An 18723-nucleotide genomic window follows, 5' to 3' on the forward strand; every position below is an offset into this window, starting at 1 on the left:
CAGCCCGCCACCTCCCAGGAATGCGCGGGAATGAATCAAGGAGCCCCAGGGGCGCCAGCGGTTCAGCCGCGCGCTGCGAGGCCGGCGGCGCGGGTCCGTCCCAAGGCGACTTGTCGATAGTGTGGAGACAAGATTCCTGGAATACCAAACGGAAAATGAAGCACCCCTTTGATCCGCGCAAGCTGATGGAGCTGGCCGTCAAGGTCATGCGCCAGTCCGTCTCGGAGCCGCGCAAGGACGGTAAGGCGATCCCGCTTGTCGGCGCGGCGCTCGTCAAGCCCGACGGCGCCATCGAGACGGCTTGTCGGGGCGAGCTGCGTCACGGAGACCACGCGGAATTCACGCTGCTGGAGAGAAAAAATCGCGGAAGCAGACTGGACGGCTCCATCCTATTCGCCACGCTCGAACCCTGCGCTCCGGATTCGCGCCACCCTCCGAAGATGAGCTGCGCCGAACGCATTGTCTTGGCGCGGATCCGGGAGGTCTGGGTCGGGATCGAGGACCCCGATCCCAAGGTGGACCGCAAGGGGATCAAATCCCTGCAAGATGCCGGCGTCAAAGTGCACATGTTCGACCGCGACCTTCAGGAAGTCATCCGCGCGGCGAACAGGGATTTTGTCACGCAAGCGACTGAGCGGGCCGAAACTGCGCGGGGCGCGAAGCAACTGAAAGAGAACGCTCTCTCTCCCCTCGAAAACGCCCTGGCTGTTTCCGCCGTCAAGGATTTCTCGGCTGAGGCTCTCGATCGATACCGCTCACAGGCCAAGATCGCGGCCGTGGCGGGTTCTCGGGCTTTCAACCGCCATTTGCTCCAGCAAGGGTTGCTGAAAGAGGAGAAGGGCCGTTTGACCCCGACCGGATTCGGCTTTCTTCTCTTCGGCAAAAAACCGCGCGGGATCCTCCATCAGGCCGGCCTCCTGGCCACCATCCATTATCCCGATGGCAAGGATGAACTTCTGGATTTTGACGAGCCGCTGGTCCTGATCCCGGATCTGGTCGAGAAGTGGCTTGGCGATAAACTACCCAACGTGATCGACCGGAGCCGGATGCAGCGCGAGACGCGGCCCGCCCTTCCCTTTGAGATGGTGCGCGAGGCCGTGATCAATGCGCTCATTCATCGGGATTACGATATCAAGGGCGCAAAATGCCAACTCGCGGTCACGGAAGACGCCATCACGATCAAGAGCCCCGGCGCTCCGCCGCCCCCTATCACGATGGGACAGATGCAAGCATTCAACGCCCCCATGCTGAGCCGCAATCCGGTATTGCATTATGTCTTCGCCCACATGGGGCTTGCGGAAGAACGCGGACTGGGCATCAAGACGTTGAAGGCCGGCGCGGAGAAGGAGGGGTTGCCCCTGCCGAGATACGTCTGGGCTGCGCCCTATCTGAGCCTGACGCTCTATCGAAGCGCGGCTGGCGCGGAGCGGGCGCTTGATGCGGGGATCCTGGCTTTGCTGAGCAAGGCCGAGAGAACTAGCTGGCGATGGCTGTCAACCAGAGATTGGGTCACTGCCGGCGAGTATGCCGCTGCGATGCGTGTTCCTCGCCGGACGGCGCAGAATCATTTCAAGCGATTTACGGACCTCCGACTCGTCCGCCCCGAAGGTTCCGGGCCATCCACGAAGTACGAGGTGCTTTCTCCGTGATCACGGCGATCCGCCGAGAATCGCGCCAACTATCGCGCCAAAATGGCGCGATAACGTCTGGAGCCATCACCTTGGGTGGTGGCTTTGCGGCAACCGGACGAGGGATCGGACTGCCTGTCCGATCCCTTCCCTTGGGTGGACGCCATGGTGCTCGCGGCTTACTCCGGCACCCGCGAGTAGGAAAAATGGACCGACCCCCGGGACGACAGGTCATACCACACCAACCTTGGGGCCCCAGGCTGGTCGGACTCGCTGACCAACACTCTAGCCTGCGTCCTGGCCGCCTCCGTAGGCGACCACGCTTCGGCCCGTTGGCGGGGGCTCAAGCGCGGCACATTCGCCCGTGCCCATTTGTTGCCTCAAAGCCTGTGCGGAGATGCGGGCTGTGCTCTATGACAGTTCGCATATCGCATATTGCAATTCGTCATAATCACTGTTATACTGTCCCTATGTTCAGCCACCCCACACACCGCACGCACCGCGGACTCAAGCCGCAGGACGTCCTTGTCCTTCTGAAGCTCCTGGCTTCGCAAGGCAAGCAATGGCGGATGGTGGACCTGGCCATGGAGCTCGGGATCTCGCAGTCCGAGGTCAGCCTGGCCCTCGGCCGCGCGGGCTACGTGGGCCTTTTCAACTCGGAGAAGGGGGAACTGGTGAAGGCGGCGTTGGAGGAGTTCCTGCTCCACGGCCTCAAATACGTGTTCCCGGCCGAGTTCGGGATGATCTCCCGAGGCATCCCGACTTCGCATTCAGCTCCGCCGCTGGCCCAGAAGATCGTCTCGGGAGAGTCGGACCAGTACGTCTGGCCGCATCCCGACGGCGAAGCCAGGGGGCAGTCCATCTCGCCTCTGTGCGAGTGGGCGCCGCAAGCCGCCCGCAAGGACCCCCGCCTCTACGAGCTGCTGGCCCTGGTGGACGCCCTGCGCGTCGGGCGAGCCAGGGAAAGGGCGCTGGCCGCCGAAGAGCTCCACAAACGCCTCCATGCGGCCTAGCACGCCGAACCTCGACATGCTGGCCGTCGTAGCCAAGGGGCTGCGGGGCCTTGAGGAGTCGGTGGCTTTCGTCGGCGGAGCGGTCATCGATCTCTATCTCTCCGACCCCGGAGCGCCGCAGGCGCGTCCGACGGCGGACGTCGATTGCGTCGTGGAACTGGCGAGCCGGACCCGATACCACGACATCGAGGCGGAACTGCGCCGCCTGGGCTTCAAGCATTCCACGGAGACCGGCAGCCCGCTCTGCCGATGGGAATACCGGGGGGTGCTTGTGGACGTGATGCCTCCTCACCAGCGCATCCTCGGCTTCGCCAATCGTTGGTACCCGGACGGCCTGGCCCATGCCGAGAACGCGATCTTGCCTGACGGCCAGCAGATCCGAGTCTTCTCGGCCCCGCACCTTTTGGCATCCAAGCTCGAGGCCTTCCGGCATCGCGGCAAAGGGGATTATCTGGCCAGCCGCGACATCGAGGACATCGTCGCCCTCCTGGACGGCTGCCGAGAATTCGCGGAGAGATTCCAGCGCGCTCCCGCGGAGCTCAGATCATACCTGGCAGAGCAGTTCAGGACGCTTCTGGGACAGGAGGGGTTCGTGGAGAGCGTCCCCGGACATGTCCGGGATGTCGGCCATTCGCAGGTCAGGGCGCAGCGCGTCCTCGCCCTGCTCGAAAAGCTTTCCCAGGAGCCGCAAGGTCGCTAGCCGGCCTCGGCCAAGACTGCGGCATGGTCCTCGCCGCCTACGCCGTCACCCGCGAATGGGAGAAATGGACCGACCCCTATGACCAGGACGCCTACTGGGGCCAATGGTTCGTGATGGCCTAGTGCGTCCTGCCAGCCCTCCTTTGGCTGGCCGGGGTCATGGGCGCTTGGACCGTCTGGCCGGCCAACATGAACACCACCTTGGCCACCGTTCTAGGCGTCTTTTCCGGCAGCAAGGTCTCCGGCCTTTGGCGGGCGAAGAAGGCCAAAGAAGGCGGGCTCCCCTTGCCTGGCGGCGCGGCGCCGGACCCCGACGCCCCGCCGGAGCCTGTCGACCAGGTCGCCGCAGCCTGCCGCAAGCAAAGCAAGGACTCTATAGCTAATGAGTGTGGTGGGGTCGCCATTTGGGGTGGTTTGGGGTGAGATTTGGGGCGATTTGGGGTGCCGCCTGACTGGTCGGTAGAAACCGCTTCATTGCGTTTCCTATCGTTTTCCACAGGTCGCCGGAGTTCTCTCTAATGACCTCCGCGCAGACGGGTACCCAGAAAGGTACCCAGAAAGGTACCCAGAAAAGTTCCCAGAAGGCGACCCAGGAAGTTAGGGTGAAAACTAGGGAGAAAGTTAGGGAGAAAACTAGGGAGAAAATCCTGCGCGCCATACAAGAAAAGCCTGGCATCACGACCACGGAACTGGCCCATGAGATCGGCCTCACACAGAAGGCTATTGAGTGGAACATCAAGAGACTAAAGGAAGGGGGAGTCCTGAAAAGGATCGGGTCCGACAGGGGCGGTCGATGGGAAATCCCGCTGCCCAGGCCTTGGCGGCTGCGCCGCAGGCCGCTCAGCCCGAGCTGAAATCAAGCCGGCTTGCACCGCGCCGGCACCACCGTCACCCGGCTGTGCCGGATATGGGATTGCAGGCTCTCGCGCATGCGGTCCATCACTTGATCCACCTCGCCCACGCGCCGCTCCGGGTCGAACTCAAGGTACAGCTCGATATAGACCCCGCCGCCCGAGCGCCGGGACCGGATGCCGTGGACCTGCTCATACTCGGCGTAGAAACGGGCCAGCTCGCGCATGATGACCAGCTGCAGGGCCTCGTCGAGCGTGCGGTCGCTGAGGTCGCCCAGGGCCCGCGCCGCGATCTCGTAGACCGTCCAGAGGATATAGGCCGCGAATCCGAGGGAGACGGCCGGGTCGACATAGAGGGCCCCCGGCTGGCCGGCCAGGAACTTGCCGGCCAGAAGGGGCACGATGAGTCCCGCGCAAGTCAGCGTGGATATGCGATGCGACTTCCATTTCGCCTCGATCACCGGCGAGGGATTGTCGCGGTCGTTGCGCCAAAGCTTGCGCCACATGTAGCCGTTGCCGAAGATCCCCACGATGTTGACGGCCAGCCCGCAGGCGATGCCTCCGAGCGGACGGGGGGAATGCAGACGGGCCAGGGCCTCGCCGAAGATGGCATAGACGGAGGCGAGCAGGCCGGCGGCCACCAGGATGCCCAACAGGCTCTCCACCTTGCCGATGCCGAAGTCGAATCTGTGGCCGTGTTTCTTCAGGCGGGACAGCGCCAGCCAGGAGATGAGCGTCGCCAGGGTGTCTACGGCGTGCCTGACCAGGTCGGCGTAGAGGGATAGGGAGTTGGCGAGGAAGGCGGCCGCCGACCCGCCCATCAACCCCACGCTGCCGAACAGCAGGCTCAGGCCCAGCAGTCGTTTCTTGGCGTCTATCCGCGTTCTTTCTCTGGAGTCCACGTGATCCGGCCCGGGAGGCTATGATATCACAATGCCGTTTTGCGGCGCGCGCAACAGATCGAAATAGGGGCGCGATGAGCCCAGCGCGCCGGGATTTTTTCTAGAATGCCTAGGTCCCCTGGAGGCGCGCGATGAAATGGAACCAGACCCTTCCCCTGCTGCTGGCCCTGGCCGTCTGCGGCCCGGCGCAGGCCACCACCGACGACATCAACCTTCCCTTCCAAGACGACCCCGCCGTGGTCGGAACCTGGCGCAGCGTCGCCTACGTGACCACGCCAGAGGCCTTCTCCCCCAAAGCCGCCCCCGCCCCCAACCTCTTCCTTAAGGAACAGGTCTTCCTGCCCCAAGGCAAGACCCCCAGCCCCTCCCAGACCTGGACCCAAGGCATCCTCATCAACTCGCCCGAGAAGACCGCCAGCCGCTACACCTTCAAGGACATCAACGGCCTCAAATACATGTTCCTCGAATGGAAGAGCGGCGACTACACCATCCGCAACCAAAAGCCCGAATACTACGTCCTCCTGCGCGACACCGACTACGCCAAGCTCCCCAAGTCCCAGCCCATCGCCAAAACCCCCGACACCACCCGCTACGCCGATTGCCTGGTCAAGGTGCCCCCCGGCGGCCTCTGCAAGCATCCCGCGCCCAGCACCTTCCGGCCCAAGCCCCTGTACTCCCTGCCGCATTACCAGCCCGACACCGACAAGCTGTGGCAGGTGGACCTCCGCGGCCAGGACCTCACGCAGCTCGACCTCAAAAGCCGCACTGACGACCTCCTGAAGGCCGATTTCGACACCGCCACCAAGTTCCCCAAGTCCTTGCCGGGAGGCTTCGCCCCCAAGAGCATCATGGCGCTCGGCAAGAACCCCGGCCTGGGCCTGCGCAGCCTGCACAGGGACGGCATCACCGGCAAGGGCGTCTCCATGGCCATCATAGACCAAGCCCTGCTCGTAGACCACAAGGAATACGCGTCCAGGCTCAAAACCTACGAAGAAGTCCACTGGGCCGGCCCCGAGGCCGTCATGCATGCCGGCGCCGTGGCAGCCTTCGCCGTGGGCAAGGACATCGGCGTGGCGCCCGAGGCGGAGCTCTACTACGTCGCCGACTGGTGGGTCGACAGCGACGGCTCCATGAACTACATCCCCCTGGCCAAGGCCATAGACCACGTCATCGCGCTCAGCGCGGCCTTGCCCAAGGACAGAAGGATCCGCGTCCTGACCATCCAGCGCGGCTTCTCGGCCGATGAGAAAGGCTTTGCCGAGGTCACGGCCGCGGTGGAGCGCGCCAAGCAGGCCGGCATATTCGTGGTCACCAGCTCCTTGGCCCAGCAATACGGCTTCCAGTTCAACGGCCTCGGCCGCGAGCCCATCAGCGACCCTGACCAGCTCTCCTCCTACGGCCCCGGGGACTGGTGGCAGAAGAGATTCTTCGCGGAAGGCTGGGGCAGCTCGCCACAGACCCTGCTGGTTCCCATGGATTCGCGCACCACGGCCAGCCCGGCCGGCGCCTCAGACTACGTCTTCTACCGTGAGGGCGGCTGGAGCTGGTCCCTACCTTATATAGGCGGCCTCTACGCCTTGGCCTGCCAGGTCAAGCCCGACGTCACCCCCGAGCTCTTCTGGCGCAAGGCCCTGGAGACCGGCGACACCCTCACGGTCAAGAAGGACGGCAAAGACTACCAACTGGAGCGCATCGTGAATCCCCGCAAGCTCATCGAGAGCCTGAAAAGCAGCTAGGCTTGGGAGCATTGCGTGATTGATTCCAAGGTCCTCTGCGCCGGCCTGCTGGCGAGCCTCGCCCTCCTGCAGCCCGCGCAAGCCGGCCCGCTCAAGCAATTCGAGAAAGCCGCCGCCACCCCGGCGCCGTCCCGGAGCTCGGACCGGAGCCATCAAAGATCATCCCCCGACGCCGGCGACAGCGTTCTGGGCGCCCTCATGCGTCCTTTCATGGAGGAGATCGGCGCGGCCTTGGGCTACTGCTTCGTCTGCAGCGGGGAAAGGAGCCTCGTCTATGCCTTGGGAGAGGAGGACCGCTCCGCCGCGATGCTGGAATCCTGCGGCTTCGAAGGCAAGAGTCTCGAACGCCGCAAGCACGGCGACATCCTCATCCCCTTCGCCAGGGCCGACGCCGGCTACCAGGCCGTCCAGGAGGGAGTCTCCGCCGTGGACGTGCGCGCCGAAGCGGGGTATGCCTTGCTGGCGGTGAGCGTGCGGCGCACCTCCTACTGGCAGCGCAAATCGGACGAGACCATGTCCACCACCGCGCTCGTCCCCGAATACCGCATGCTCTTCGGCGGCGCCGTCGAGGCGGACCTTGGCTTCGGACCCTTCTTCCTTGACGGCGCCGCTCATCATGCCGGGACCATCCTCACCTTGCCCATCCTCATCCATCCCGCGAAGCACCTAGGCCTCGAATTCCGGCCGGCCTGGGCCAACCTGGAAGGCGGTCCGCCCATCGCAGACTACGGCCTGAACGTGGTCCTCAGGGCGGGCTACGTCGCCCTGTACGGAGGCTACCGCTGGCTGCGCAGCGGCGGCGTGGCTTTGGACGGGCCGGTCGGTGGGCTCTCGGCTTACTGGTGATCCGGCGGCTGACCCGCGATGACCGCGAGGAAGGCCTCCCCATAACGCGCCAGTTTCCGGTCCCCCACGCCCTTGACGCCGCGCAAGGCCTCCAAAGTCTTGGGCTTCAAGGCGGCCATCTCCACCAAGGCGCTGTCGTGGAAGACCACGTAGGGCGGCACGCCCAGCTTCCCCGAGATCAGCCGCCGCAGCTGGCGCAGGCGTTCGAAGAGCTCCTCGTCCGGCGGAAGACCGCAGGCGTGGCTCTTGCGCAGGGCCTTGGACTTCTTCTTGCCGCGCGCAGCCGGCGGAGCCGGCACGCCCAGCCGAACCGCGCCCCCACCCCCGCATAAGGCCTTGCCCGCCTCGGTGATGCGCAGGAGGGGATACTCCCGTTCCTCGGAGACCTCCAAGAAGCCCTGCACGATGAGCTGGTCTATCCAGGAGCGCACCGCCGCCTCCCCGGCTTCCTTGAGCAAGCCGAAGACCTGCAGCGCGTCGTGGCCGTGGCGCGCCATGCGCTCGTCGCCGCGTCCCAGCAGCAGGTTGACCACGTAGCCGGTGCCGAAGCCCCCGCCCGCGCGCCAGGCCCCGCTCAAGACCTTCTTGGCCGTCAGGAGAGCCTCCTCGGCGGAGAGGCTCTTGGTCTCGCCCAGGCAGACGTCGCAGGCGGCGCAGCCTTCCGCTCCGGGCTCGGCTCCGTCGGGCGGGTAGGCGGCGCCGAAATGCTCGGCCAGCAGGCGATGGCGGCACACCGGAGCTACGGCATAGCGGCCGATCTCGCGCAGTTGGCGCTCCAGCGCGCGCTGGCGCTCGGGCGCCAAGTGGCCGTCCTTGAGCGCCAGGCCGCGGTGCCGGGCCAGGTCCGAGGCCGCGAAGAGCAGGACGCAGTCGGCAGGCTCGCCGTCGCGGCCCGCGCGCCCCGACTCCTGCTGGTAATGCTCCACCGAGCGCGGCGTGTTGGCGTGGACCACGTAGCGGACGTTGGAGCGGTCGATGCCCATGCCGAAGGCGATGGTGGCCACGACCACGTCGAGCCGCTCGTTGACGAAGTCGTCCTGGGCGCGCCGCCGGACCTCGGCGTCGAGGCCCGCGTGGTAGGCCGCGCAGGAGACCCCAGCGTTGGCCAGCCCCGCGGCCAGGCGCTCCACGTCCTTGCGGGTCTGGGCGTAGACGATGCCGCCCTCGCCGGAGTGGATGCGCACCACCTCCAGCACCTGCGCGGCTTGGTCGCGGCGCGGGAAGGCGCGATAGACCAGGTTCGGGCGGTCGGGATGCCCGATCAGGCGCGCGGGCCCGCGCAAGGCGAGCTGGACGCAGACGTCCTCCTGGACCGCGGGCGTCGCCGTAGCGGTCAGGGCCATGCGCGCCGCTTTGGGGAAGCGCTCCATGACCTCGGCCAGGCGGCGGTACTCGGGCCGGAATTCGTGGCCCCAATGCGAGACGCAGTGCGCTTCGTCGACCGCGATCAGGATCAGCCGCGGGGCGCAGTCCTCCAGCAGGTCTCCGACCAAAAGGCGCTCGGGGCTCACGTAGAGGAGGTCGATCTTGCCCGCGGCCAGCCGGCGGTAGGCCGCGCTGCGATGGTCGGCCTCCAGGTTCGAGTGCAGGGCGTCGGCGGCCAAGCCCGCCTCGCGCGCGGCCGCGACTTGGTCGTCCATGAGCGCGATGAGCGGGGAGACGACCAGGACGAGTCCCCGGCCCATGGCGGCGGGAAGCTGGTAGCAGAGGCTCTTGCCGCCTCCGGTCGGCAGCACGACCAGGCTGTCGCGGCCGGCCAGCGCCGCCTCGACCGCCTCCCGCTGCAGGGGCTTGAACGAGTCGTAGCCCCAGCCGCGCTTGAGGGCCTCCTCGGGTGTCATCATGGCAGACGCTGGGATGTATTGTACCGGCTTTCCCAGCCGCATGGCGAGTCTGTTATAATCCTGCCAGAGGCATGATGATGAAGGCGATCGAACGGATCTTAAAAGCCAGCGCGCTGCTGGCCGCCCTTTCCTGCGCCGCGCGGGCGGGCCAGGCTCCCGATCCTATTGCAGCCGCCAAGACCTTCGGCGGCGACGGCAGGCGGCCCATCCAGGAGCTCTACACGGCCATGGACGACCTGGCCAAGAACGGCCCCTGGACCATGGAGACCGTTTACACCGACCAAGGCCTGCCCATCCGCGTGCTCCATACGAAGAAAAAAGGGCCAGCTCTTTGGCTGCTGGCGGGCATCCACGGCGAAGAGCCCGCCCCGCCAAACGCCGTTTCTTACAGCACGGAGGCCCTCGCCGCTTTGGCGGCCGCGGACATCCCGGCCGTGGTCTTCCCCCTGTGCAATCCTTTCGGCTACTCCAAAGGGTGGCGCTACCCGGACGCCAAGGAGCGCCGCCTCGGCCACAGCGTGGGCGACAGCGACTACCGCCTTCTGGACAAGGACGGCAAACCCCGCCTGGCCACGCCCGCCTCGGCCCAGTCCGCCGCGCTCACGGCCAAGGTCCTTGAGCTGGCCCGGGAGTACCCGCCCGCGCTTTCCGTGGACCTTCATGAGGACGACTCTTTGCTTGCGGGCTACATCTACTCGCAAGGCCCCAAGGGCTGCGACGACCCCGTGGCCAAGGCCGTATTAGGGAAGATGGCGGAGCTGAAGTACCCGATCAAGCTCGCGGGACGGACGGATTTCGACGAAAAGATCGTCGACGGCGTCATCTGCGGCGTCAACGACGGTTCCATCGACGAGCTTATCTCAGCGCAGAAGGTATCCGTGGATGGCAGCGTCCGGCCAGGCCCGGCGGGCCGCTCGGTCATCGTGGTGGAGACCAGCTCCATGAAGATGCCCCTGCCCAAGCGGGTGCGCCTGCACCGCGCCATCATCGGGATGCTCGAAGAGCTCTTCAGTATCGCGGGGAAGCCGCGGCCGGCGCCATGAACAAGAGCCTCTCCATGTAGTCCGACGACTTGCCGGCCAGCGAGAGCCGGTAGGTCCGGTCATAGAAGCTCCGCGCATCGTCCGGGTCCCTGACCCCCCGGACGAGCTCGTGGGCCAGATTGAGCGCAAGGAGATTGAGGGCCTCGTCGTTGCCGCGCACGGTGATCTCCTTTCCGTCCTTGGAGACCTTCAGCTTGGCGCTGAAGGCCGCCAGAGCCTTGCGCTTGTCCGCGGGTACCTCGTAGGCGAGCGTCTGCTCCAGGTTGTCCGGCCCCATGGTGCCGGAATAGTAATAGTCCTCCGCGTTCCAGACCGCGATCTTGTCCCAGGGGCCCCTGTGGTCCCAGGTGAGCCGGTCAGGCTCGATCCGGTCCGGGGCGCCGTATTCCTCTATGAGCTGCAGGGCCATGACCTCGGAATAGGTGTACCATCTCGTGGTGACCGCCTCGGCTTGCTCGCGGCGCTGCTCGGCGCCCATCGGCTGCGTCGGCGCCGTGGCGCAGGCAACGCTCAGCCCGGCCAACGCGGCGAGAAAGAAGAGGTTCCGCATATCTGCCTCCCGGTCCTATTATAAGTCTGCCTCCCGGGCGTCAAGTCGTTGTCAAGCGCCTCCGATTGGGTGTCGGTGGTCAACTTACTTAACTTTTCAACTTTCGAGTGGAAAGTTAAATAAGTTGACAAAGTTGACCACCGGCACCTTCGGAGTGGGCCTTGACAGCTTGGGGAAACCTGCTATAATTAGGCGCCCACCGCCGAGGGCCAACCACATGCGCAAAGCATGGCTCCTCGGCGTTTTCCTTTTCCTGCCCCGGACGGGGCAGGCCGCGCTCGGCGGCGTCCCGGCTGAGCCTGCGGCCAAGCTCCAGCCGTTCGGCAGCGCCAAGGAGCTTTCCCTCCTGCTCAACACCGGGGAGCTTCCGCCCATCGCGTCGGCGCCTATAATGGAGGTGGAGAAGCTCGGGGAAGACCTGCGCGACGCCGTCGCCCCGGTCCCGTCCTTGACCGGGCTCCTGGCCGCGCTGCGCGACCCGGATCCGCGCGAGCGCGGCGAGGCCGTCGCGGCCTTCGGCTATGAGGGCAATTTCGCCGCCATCCCCTACGTCAGCGCGGTCTTGCTGCGCCTGGACGAGCCGCTCTTCGTGCGCGTGGCCGCGGCCCAGGCCCTGGGCCGCATCGGCGACCGGCGCGCCTGGAGCTTCCTGGCCCGCGCCGTCAGGGACCCTGAGCCCCAGGTGCGTCTGGCTTGCGCCATCGCCCTGGGCCGCCTGAGCCGCTGGAGAGGGGTCAGGCCCCTGTCGCGCGCCCTGCGCTCGGAGACCGATGAGAGCGTGCGCGTGGCCCTGACCTGGGCCCTGGGCGCGGCCCAGCGCCGCCGGCTCTAGGGCCGCGGGCTGGAGGCCGCGGCCGACGGCGACGGCCGCCAGCCTTCCTTGAGCGCGGCCAGCACGATGCGCGCGCAGGCCTCGGCGTCCGAGAGCGCCTGGTGGTGGTCCAGGTCGATGCCCAGCCGGCCGCAGACCGTGGGCAGTTGGGTGGGGTAGATGGACCAGGTCTTGCGCGCCAGCTGCACCGTGCAGACGTAGGGCCAAGGCGGCGGAGCGATGCCCGCGGACCGGCAGCAGGTCTCCAGGACCTTGCGGTCGAAGCGCGCGTTGTGCGCGGCCAGGAACTGCGCGTCGCCGATGGCGGCCGCGATCTCGATCCAGAGCTCGGCGAAGCTCGGCTCCAGGCACACCTGCGGCCAGGTGATGCCGTGGATGTAGGTGAAGATGAAGCGGTCGCGCGGCGGGCGGATGAGGCGGTGGAAGCGCTTGGCGATGCGGCCGTCCTTGACCCGCACCACCCCGACGGCGCAAGCCGAGTCCGAGCCGTAGTCCGCGGTCTCGAAGTCGATGGCCGCGAAGTCGGGCGCCTCGGCGGGGACCTTGCGCGTCTTGGGGCTCATGCTCGCCTCCTCTTGCGCGCCAGGCCGTAGGCCTTGTGCAAGGCGCGCAGGGCGGTCTCACCGTGCGCCGCGTCCACCACGGTCGAGATGCGCAGGTCCGAGGCCACGATCATGTGGATGTTGATCTTGTGCTTGGCCAGAGTCTCGAACATGCGGGCCGCGATGCCGGGATGGTGCCGGAACCCGGTGCCCACGGCCGAGACCTTGGCCACCCCGTCGCGGATGTCCACGGCCGCGCCCAGGCGCCGGGCCAGGGGGGCCAGGGCCTCCTTGGCCTTGGCCGCGAAGCTGCGCGGGGTCATCAGCGAGATCGCGTTGACACCCTCGCGCGAAGGCGCGGACTGGATGATCATGTCAACGGGGATGTGCCGCGCGGCCAAAGCCGAGAGCACGGAGGCCGCCACGCCCGGCCGGTCCGGCACGTCGGTCACGTTGAGGCGCACCTCGCTCTTGTCCAGGGCCAGGGCCGAGACGAAGGCTTTTTCCAGCATGGTATCTCCCTTGGGTACGATCCAGGTGCCCGGCTGCGGGTGGAAGGCGGAGCGCACGTGGATGGACACGCCGAAGCGCTCGGCCACCTCGATGGAGCGCGGCTGCATCACCTGGGCTCCGGCGCCGGCCAACTCCAGCATCTCCTCGCCCGTGATGGAGTCGAGCTTGCGGGCCTCGGAGACCAGGCGCGGGTCGGCCGTGTAGACGCCCTTGACGTCGCTGTAGATCTCCACTTCGCGCGTGCGCAGGGCCGTGGCCAGGGCCACGGCGGTCAGGTCCGAGCCGCCCCGGCCGAGCGTGGCCACGTCGCGCTCCGGGTTGAGGCCCTGGAAGCCGGCCACGGTCACGATGCGTCCGGCTCTCAACTCGCGCAGCAGCTTGCCGGTCCGGATGCGCACGATCTGGGCCCGCGTGTGGGCGCCGCCGGCCTCGATGCCGGCCTGCGCGCCGGTCAAGGACACCGCGGGCACGCCGCGCGCCCGGCAGGCCATGGCGAAGAGGGCGATGCCCACCTGCTCGCCCGTGGCCAGCAGCTGGTCGAGCTCGCGGGCGTCGGGCTCCGGTGCCACGCGCTGGGCCAAGGTCAGGAGCTCGTCGGTCATCTCGCCCGGGGCCGAGACCACCACGACCACGGCCCGGCCGCGGCCACGGGCCGTGATGGCCCGGTCGGCGGCGAGCTGGATCTTCTCGGGGTCCGCGACCGAGGTCCCGCCGAACTTCATGACCAGTATGCGCATGGGTGCCGCCGAGTCATTCTACCAAATGGGGGGGGGCGGGCCGGCTCGCTGGGAAGGTCCCGGCGTCAGCGCAGGGCCTCGGCGAGCGTGCAAGCCTCTTCGATCTTCGCCAGAAGCTCGGTCCAGGAGGCGACGGCCTTGTCCTTCCAGGCCGCCTCCTCCGCGTCCTTGGGAGAAAAGTCCTTGAGTTTGTCGAGATGCTTCCTGAGGATGTCGCGCGCGTACCGCAGATCCGCCGCGACGAAGCCGGCGTAATTCGTGTTGTCGATATGCTCGGCGACCGCGTCCATGTCCTTGACGGCCTCGGTCAGATATCCCGCGTGGGAATGGCGGGCATAGCCGACCCCAGGGGTCAAGCGCAGGGTGCCGTCCGTCCCCATGTGCGCCCCAGGCTGGATGCCGAAGTCGATGCCGGAGTGCTCGGGCTCGGCCATCCTCTCGAAAACCGTCTTGACCGCCAGGCCGTAGCCCCAGCGGTCGAGCTTTAAACGCGCGGCGATCGGATCGTTCTGATATTGCGCCGTCAGTCGAGCGGCCTGGGCCTGCGCCTCGACGGCGAGACCCTTGAGGCGGGAGGCCTTCATCTGGCGGGAGGACGCAGCGGCGGCGTTCGAGACGTCCCGGACCTGGGCGTCCCAGGACTGGGCCGCCAGAGGCAGCGACAGGCAGGCGGCGACGGCAAGGGAGGATAGCATCACCCTGATTGTAGCCTGATCCCCTCGGCCGCGCCTGAAGCGGAGGGCCTACCCCGACCTCGGCTTTTGGCCCAGCGCGAATGGGACAGCCGTGGAGCGGAAGTCCTATGGCGGCTGGGCCTGTCGGCCCGGCGTCCCGCGGCGCCGGCGCGCGCGCGCGCCGGCGCCGCGCAAGCGGCCGGGGGCCTCTCGTCGATACCGGGTGGAATCGCCTAGGTCTTTGGACCTATTTTGTAGTGGGTCCATTGGTCCGTTCGGCGGGACCGAAGGGCCTATAGTGGAAATCCGGGGGCGTGATAAAATCTCTTCCATGCTCAGTAAGGAGGTAGGGGGAATGAAGAGACTTTCATCCATTCTGTTGCTGGCCGTGGTGATGCTGGCCGCTTGCGGCGAGGAGACGCGCGACGGACTGCTGACTTTGGCGGGCTCGGGCCCGCTGAAGATCACCGACCAGAGCGGCAAGGTCGTGGAGTTCTTGGCCGGACCGACCAAGGTCGTGTTCTCCGCCGACAACTCCCGCAAGTTCACGGTGACGGTCAGCCAGGGCCAGGACAAGCAGGCCAAGTTCTCCGGACAGGCCCCGGTCAGCGACGGCTGGAACTTCACTCTGCGCGGCAAGGACATCGGCCAGCAGGTGGATCTGGCCAGCAGCCGCAATGTCGAGTTCGTGGGCCGGACGTGGCGGACCATGCGCGACGGCATGCCCTGCGGCTTCAACGGCCGCATGGTCGTCGAGGACACGTATCAGGCCTGCAACGAGGACTGGCGCGTGGGCTTCTCCGACAGCTTGAACACGCTGCCGGTCGCCTCCTTCCGCGCGCAGCGCAACAACCAGACCTGCCTCATCGACTCCCGCGACCTCTACTGCCGCGACTACGGACCGAACCCGTACTATCCGCCGATCCCGCACCCGCACCGCCTGCAGTCGGCTCAGGATTCCGTCAGCAAGCTCAGCGACCTGGGCGTCGGCGGCATCAAGTTCGACTAAGGCTTCCGGCCCGGAAATTCACCGGCCACCGCGGACGAATCGCGGTGGCCGGTGCCTTTTTAGCGCCGCCCCGCATCGAGCCGCGCCAAGGCGGCGAGGGCCTGCTTCTGATGGGGGTACTGGGCCGTAGCGAGGACGGCGCGCCACTCGGCGGAGTCCGGGCCCAGGCGCTGCCGCACGGCCGCCAGAAGCTCCGCCGCGGGAAAGCCCGTCATCTCCGACCTCTCCGGGCTCAGGTACTGGCCTATGGGGCCCCAGGGGCTCGTCGGGGCGAAGCCGCCCGCGTCCACGAGCACCCAGCCGCTTTTGGTCCAGTAGAGGTTGCCCATGTTGAGGTCCGCGGTGTGCCCGATGCGCACCAGCCGGACCATGAGCTCGACCAGGCCCGCCCTCTGCTCGGCGCTCAAGCGGCCGGCCTCGTGCATGGGCGTGCCCACCACAAGGTCCTTGACCAAAGCCAGGCCGTCGGCGCTGGCCGCGCGCAGCGCGGCGTGAGGGATGTCGGTCTTGGACATGGCGGCCAGCGCCGCGGCCTCGGCCCCGAAGACCTCGATGTCCTTGAGCTCGGGGGCGATGAGCTTGACCACCAGGTCCCGGCCTTTGACGCGGTAGACCCAGGCCGAGGTCCCTTCGCCGAGCTTCTCTGCGAGCTCGTAGGTCTGCCCCGCGATGCGGACCCGGTCCCCGGTCTGGCCCGGCCAGGCGGGGATGTCGTCCGGCGGCAGGGCGAGGACGGGTCCATCGAAGAGCTCGCCGTCAGCGCGAGCATCCTCGGGGGACCGCTCCGGGCCGACGGCCGGTCCGGCGGGCGCTTCGGGAGGCGGTATCGCCGGGGCTCCGGGCGCCGGCTCCGCCAGGACCGGTCCCAGGGGCGCGACGGTCTCGGGGGCAAGGACGGCCGGGACTGGCGAGAATGCGGGAGCGACGAGCGGGCTGGGCGTCAGCGAGAACTGCGCCTGCGGCGCCAGAAGAGGCTGGGATAGCGGCGCGGCGAGCTGGACCGTGGGGACGACCTGGGGAATGGCGCGCGCCTCGACAGGAGCCACTTCGAAGCGCGCGGCCTGCGCCGCGGGGGCCCAGAGCGTCCAGAGCAGAAGGAGGCGAAGCATGCCCGGGTAGTTTAGCCCCAAGACGTCGTCGGCGCAAGGCCGCCCGGAAGACTTGACTTCGTTTTGAGCCCGGGGAGCTAACATATGAGCGGCGGGGGGGAGGGAGACTGATATGTATATCCTGGTGACGCATCAGATCAAGGATGCCAAGGCGTTCTTCGAGAAGGGCTCGTCGCTGGTCAAGAAGGTGCCGCAAGGCCTCACCCCCCATCTGTTCCTCCCGGACAAGAAGATGAGCTCGGCCATCTGCGTGTGGGAAGCCGACTCGGTGGACCGGCTGCAGAACTACATGGACAAGGAGCTGGGCCTGTGCAGCGTCAACGAATGCACCGAGATCGACGCCGCCAAGGCCATGGGCCTGGAACTCCTGGCCTCGGCGCCGGCGGTGTGATGCGGCCACTCCTGTCCGGGGAAAATCCGTCGCGCGACGCACCAAGCCCTGATGAAACAGCCTCCGGTCGGGATTGTCCGACGAGAAATCGGCAGCAGGCCTCGTTGAATCGGCTTGCGCGGTTTTACAGCCTGTCCCGAGACATCATCCCGGCGTTGGCCCGCGCCGGCGATACCGGCTGTGGCCGTTGACAACCCCGATGGGTCCTGCGAGTTGCGGCGGGGTGCATCGCACAGAGAACCCTGTCGGGCCCAGGATCGTCGCAGGTCGGTTCCGCTCCGAGAGACTCAGAGAACGGCCAGGCAAGCTTCTTTGACTTTCCCCGGACAGCTCTGGATGCGGCACCGGTGCATGCTGAAAATCCTCTCGCCACGTGTCACTCCTGCGACCCCTTGATGTATAATCGCAGGGCGCGGTGTCTTGCGACCCGGCAAAGGGGGCATCATGACTTGTTGGTTCCAAGTGGCGATCGTATCGCTGGCTTTGAGCGCCGTCGCGAGGCCCGCCATGGCCGAGACGACGGGCGCGGATGATTCCTGGCGCGGCGCCTATGCCGGCCTAGCCTCCGGCCTGAAATCCGGCGAGGCGACCTGGACGGGCCGGGAGAACAACGGCGGCACCGTCGCCCTGGACGGTCTGCCGGCCCGCGGCTACGACCTGACGGCGCTGCGCATCGGCGGCTATGGCGGCTACAACTGGCAGAGGGGGCGCTGGGTGTTCGGCCCCGAGGCCGACTTCGCCTGGAGCGACAAGACCGAGACCCGCGACTTCTTCCCGGGCTGCGGCCCGGGCTGCGGCGGCTTCACGGCTCCTCCCGGTCCCAACGATACCGCCTCGGTCAGGATGAAATGGGACGGCGGCGTGCGGGGGCGCATCGGGTATCTGGCGGGGCCCGCATGGCTGGTCTACGGCACGGGCGGACTCGCGATCCAGGACATGGAAGCGACCGGGGTCTGCTGGAACCCGACGCTCAACTCGCAATACTGCTTCGGGACGGAAGAACAGGCGCCGATCACGCGGGAAATCCTCATGTTCGGATATTCGATCGGCGCCGGCGTGGAGAGGAAGATCCGCGAGCATTGGCTGCTGCGCGGCGAATACCGCTTCTCGGACTTCCCCGGCGTGGACGACACGATGGTGTTCCCGCCAGGCACCTTCGGGAACAACACCTATGGCTACCGCCTTTCGGCCCAGACCCACATGTTCACGGCGGGACTCGGCTACAAGTTCTGAGCGCCTTGCTATAATCCAGCCATGGCCTGCTGTACTCCTCCGACCGAGGGACGCATCCTGTTCTGCTTCCTCGCCGCCGGGGCCCTCCTGCTCTTCCTGATCAATCCCCGTCTGGGAGCCGCGGCCACCGTGCTCCTGGCCGCCCTGTACTTCTGGGGGTCTTGGCTGCTGGCCAAGCTGGACGTCGCCTTCGCGCGCTGCGAGCTCGCCCTGCGGCAGAGCCGCGGGGTCCGCCGGCCCGGCCTGCTGTACTGCCCGGAATGCGGCCTGCATCTCCAGAGCCGGGCCGATGGCAAGCCGGTAGCGCACTACGTCTGTCCGTCCTGCGGCGGGGCTTGGTGCGGCTGGGATGAGCTCTGCGCCTTCCTGAGCCGCCGCCTGGCTCAGTGGAAGCCCGACGCCGCTGATGGGCTGGCCGCGACGCTGGTCTGCCCCAAATGCGCGCGTCCCATGGGTGCCGGAGGCTGGGCTGGGGCGCCGGTCACCGCGCACCGCTGCCCCGTCTGCACGGGGGCCTGGGTCCCCCGCCTGAGCTGGGTCTGGTTCCAGATGGGATCCCCCCGCGGCTGAG

Annotated in this window: 20 protein-coding genes; 13 read left to right on the forward strand and 7 right to left on the reverse strand. The window is 67.1% G+C overall.

All coding sequences use genetic code 11. The features are described 5' to 3' along the window. Positions 1 to 155: 155 nt before the first annotated feature. From NTY77_15015 to NTY77_15035, 5 genes are all read left to right on the forward strand, one after another. Positions 156 to 1649 (forward strand): hypothetical protein, encoded by a 1494-nt coding sequence (locus NTY77_15015; GenBank protein ID MCX5796803.1) that lies wholly within the window; start codon positions 156 to 158, stop codon positions 1647 to 1649. A 449-nt stretch (positions 1650 to 2098) separates the two neighbouring features. After that, entirely contained in the window at positions 2099 to 2641 is a 543-nt protein-coding gene (locus NTY77_15020; GenBank protein ID MCX5796804.1) for a hypothetical protein, read from the forward strand. After that, complete coding sequence (locus NTY77_15025; GenBank protein ID MCX5796805.1) at positions 2631 to 3341, forward strand: nucleotidyl transferase AbiEii/AbiGii toxin family protein; 711 nt, start codon at positions 2631 to 2633, stop codon at positions 3339 to 3341. Before NTY77_15020 ends, NTY77_15025 begins: the two co-directional genes overlap by 11 nt. Before the next feature lie 158 nt (positions 3342 to 3499). Then, on the forward strand, positions 3500 to 3763 hold the full coding sequence (locus tag NTY77_15030) for a hypothetical protein (GenBank protein ID MCX5796806.1): 264 nt from the start codon (positions 3500 to 3502) through the stop codon (positions 3761 to 3763). A gap of 95 nt (positions 3764 to 3858) precedes the next feature. Continuing rightward, a complete protein-coding gene (locus tag NTY77_15035) occupies positions 3859 to 4194 on the forward strand; it encodes a winged helix-turn-helix transcriptional regulator (GenBank protein ID MCX5796807.1) in 336 nt (111 codons plus the stop codon). Between the two features lie 2 nt (positions 4195 to 4196). Here NTY77_15035 and NTY77_15040 read toward each other — a convergent pair whose 3' ends face one another. Next, entirely contained in the window at positions 4197 to 5093 is an 897-nt protein-coding gene (locus NTY77_15040; protein MCX5796808.1) for a cation diffusion facilitator family transporter, read from the reverse strand. Between the two features lie 131 nt (positions 5094 to 5224). Here NTY77_15040 and NTY77_15045 point away from each other — a divergent pair, with 131 nt between their 5' ends. Further along, positions 5225 to 6829, forward strand: a complete 1605-nt coding sequence (locus NTY77_15045; protein MCX5796809.1) for a hypothetical protein — start codon at positions 5225 to 5227, stop codon at positions 6827 to 6829. Positions 6830 to 6844: 15 nt separating this feature from the next. Then, a complete protein-coding gene (locus tag NTY77_15050) occupies positions 6845 to 7675 on the forward strand; it encodes a hypothetical protein (GenBank protein MCX5796810.1) in 831 nt (276 codons plus the stop codon). Here the strand turns inward: NTY77_15050 and NTY77_15055 are convergent. Beyond that, positions 7666 to 9519, reverse strand: coding sequence for a RecQ family ATP-dependent DNA helicase (locus tag NTY77_15055; protein MCX5796811.1), 1854 nt, complete (start codon positions 9517 to 9519; stop codon positions 7666 to 7668). The genes NTY77_15050 and NTY77_15055 overlap by 10 nt on opposite strands. A gap of 77 nt (positions 9520 to 9596) precedes the next feature. Here NTY77_15055 and NTY77_15060 point away from each other — a divergent pair, with 77 nt between their 5' ends. After that, positions 9597 to 10562 carry a hypothetical protein gene (locus tag NTY77_15060; GenBank protein MCX5796812.1) on the forward strand — a complete coding sequence of 322 codons (966 nt, stop codon included), beginning with the start codon at positions 9597 to 9599 and terminating at the stop codon, positions 10560 to 10562. Here NTY77_15060 and NTY77_15065 read toward each other — a convergent pair. Beyond that, positions 10528 to 11112, reverse strand: coding sequence for a hypothetical protein (locus NTY77_15065; GenBank protein MCX5796813.1), 585 nt, complete (start codon positions 11110 to 11112; stop codon positions 10528 to 10530). The two genes, NTY77_15060 and NTY77_15065, sit on opposite strands and share 35 nt — an antisense overlap. 217 nt (positions 11113 to 11329) lie before the next feature. Here NTY77_15065 and NTY77_15070 point away from each other — a divergent pair, with 217 nt between their 5' ends. Beyond that, positions 11330 to 11944 (forward strand): HEAT repeat domain-containing protein, encoded by a 615-nt coding sequence (locus NTY77_15070; GenBank protein MCX5796814.1) that lies wholly within the window; start codon positions 11330 to 11332, stop codon positions 11942 to 11944. Here the strand turns inward: NTY77_15070 and NTY77_15075 are convergent. From NTY77_15075 to NTY77_15085, 3 genes are all read right to left on the reverse strand, one after another. Further along, positions 11941 to 12507, reverse strand: coding sequence for a 3'-5' exonuclease (locus tag NTY77_15075; protein ID MCX5796815.1), 567 nt, complete (start codon positions 12505 to 12507; stop codon positions 11941 to 11943). The genes NTY77_15070 and NTY77_15075 overlap by 4 nt on opposite strands. Further along, positions 12504 to 13736 (reverse strand): aspartate kinase, encoded by a 1233-nt coding sequence (locus tag NTY77_15080; GenBank protein ID MCX5796816.1) that lies wholly within the window; start codon positions 13734 to 13736, stop codon positions 12504 to 12506. Before NTY77_15080 ends, NTY77_15075 begins: the two co-directional genes overlap by 4 nt. 65 nt (positions 13737 to 13801) lie before the next feature. Beyond that, entirely contained in the window at positions 13802 to 14431 is a 630-nt protein-coding gene (locus NTY77_15085) for a hypothetical protein (GenBank protein MCX5796817.1), read from the reverse strand. A gap of 334 nt (positions 14432 to 14765) precedes the next feature. On the opposite strand from NTY77_15085, the gene NTY77_15090 reads away from it, so the two are divergent. Continuing rightward, the gene (locus tag NTY77_15090) at positions 14766 to 15419 is read left to right on the forward strand and encodes a hypothetical protein (protein MCX5796818.1); all 654 of its coding nucleotides are present in this window, start codon (positions 14766 to 14768) and stop codon (positions 15417 to 15419) included. Between the two features lie 59 nt (positions 15420 to 15478). Here NTY77_15090 and NTY77_15095 read toward each other — a convergent pair whose 3' ends face one another. Continuing rightward, the gene (locus NTY77_15095) at positions 15479 to 16528 is read right to left on the reverse strand and encodes a hypothetical protein (GenBank protein MCX5796819.1); all 1050 of its coding nucleotides are present in this window, start codon (positions 16526 to 16528) and stop codon (positions 15479 to 15481) included. A gap of 112 nt (positions 16529 to 16640) precedes the next feature. Here NTY77_15095 and NTY77_15100 point away from each other — a divergent pair, with 112 nt between their 5' ends. From NTY77_15100 to NTY77_15110, 3 genes are all read left to right on the forward strand, one after another. After that, on the forward strand, positions 16641 to 16919 hold the full coding sequence (locus NTY77_15100) for a hypothetical protein (protein ID MCX5796820.1): 279 nt from the start codon (positions 16641 to 16643) through the stop codon (positions 16917 to 16919). A gap of 444 nt (positions 16920 to 17363) precedes the next feature. Beyond that, positions 17364 to 18152, forward strand: coding sequence for an outer membrane beta-barrel protein (locus NTY77_15105; protein ID MCX5796821.1), 789 nt, complete (start codon positions 17364 to 17366; stop codon positions 18150 to 18152). A gap of 21 nt (positions 18153 to 18173) precedes the next feature. Continuing rightward, on the forward strand, positions 18174 to 18722 hold the full coding sequence (locus NTY77_15110) for a hypothetical protein (protein ID MCX5796822.1): 549 nt from the start codon (positions 18174 to 18176) through the stop codon (positions 18720 to 18722). The last annotated feature ends 1 nt before the right edge of the window (position 18723 follow it).

This window comes from Elusimicrobiota bacterium, assembly GCA_026388095.1.
Taxonomy (GTDB): Bacteria; Elusimicrobiota; Elusimicrobia; order UBA1565; family UBA9628; genus UBA9628.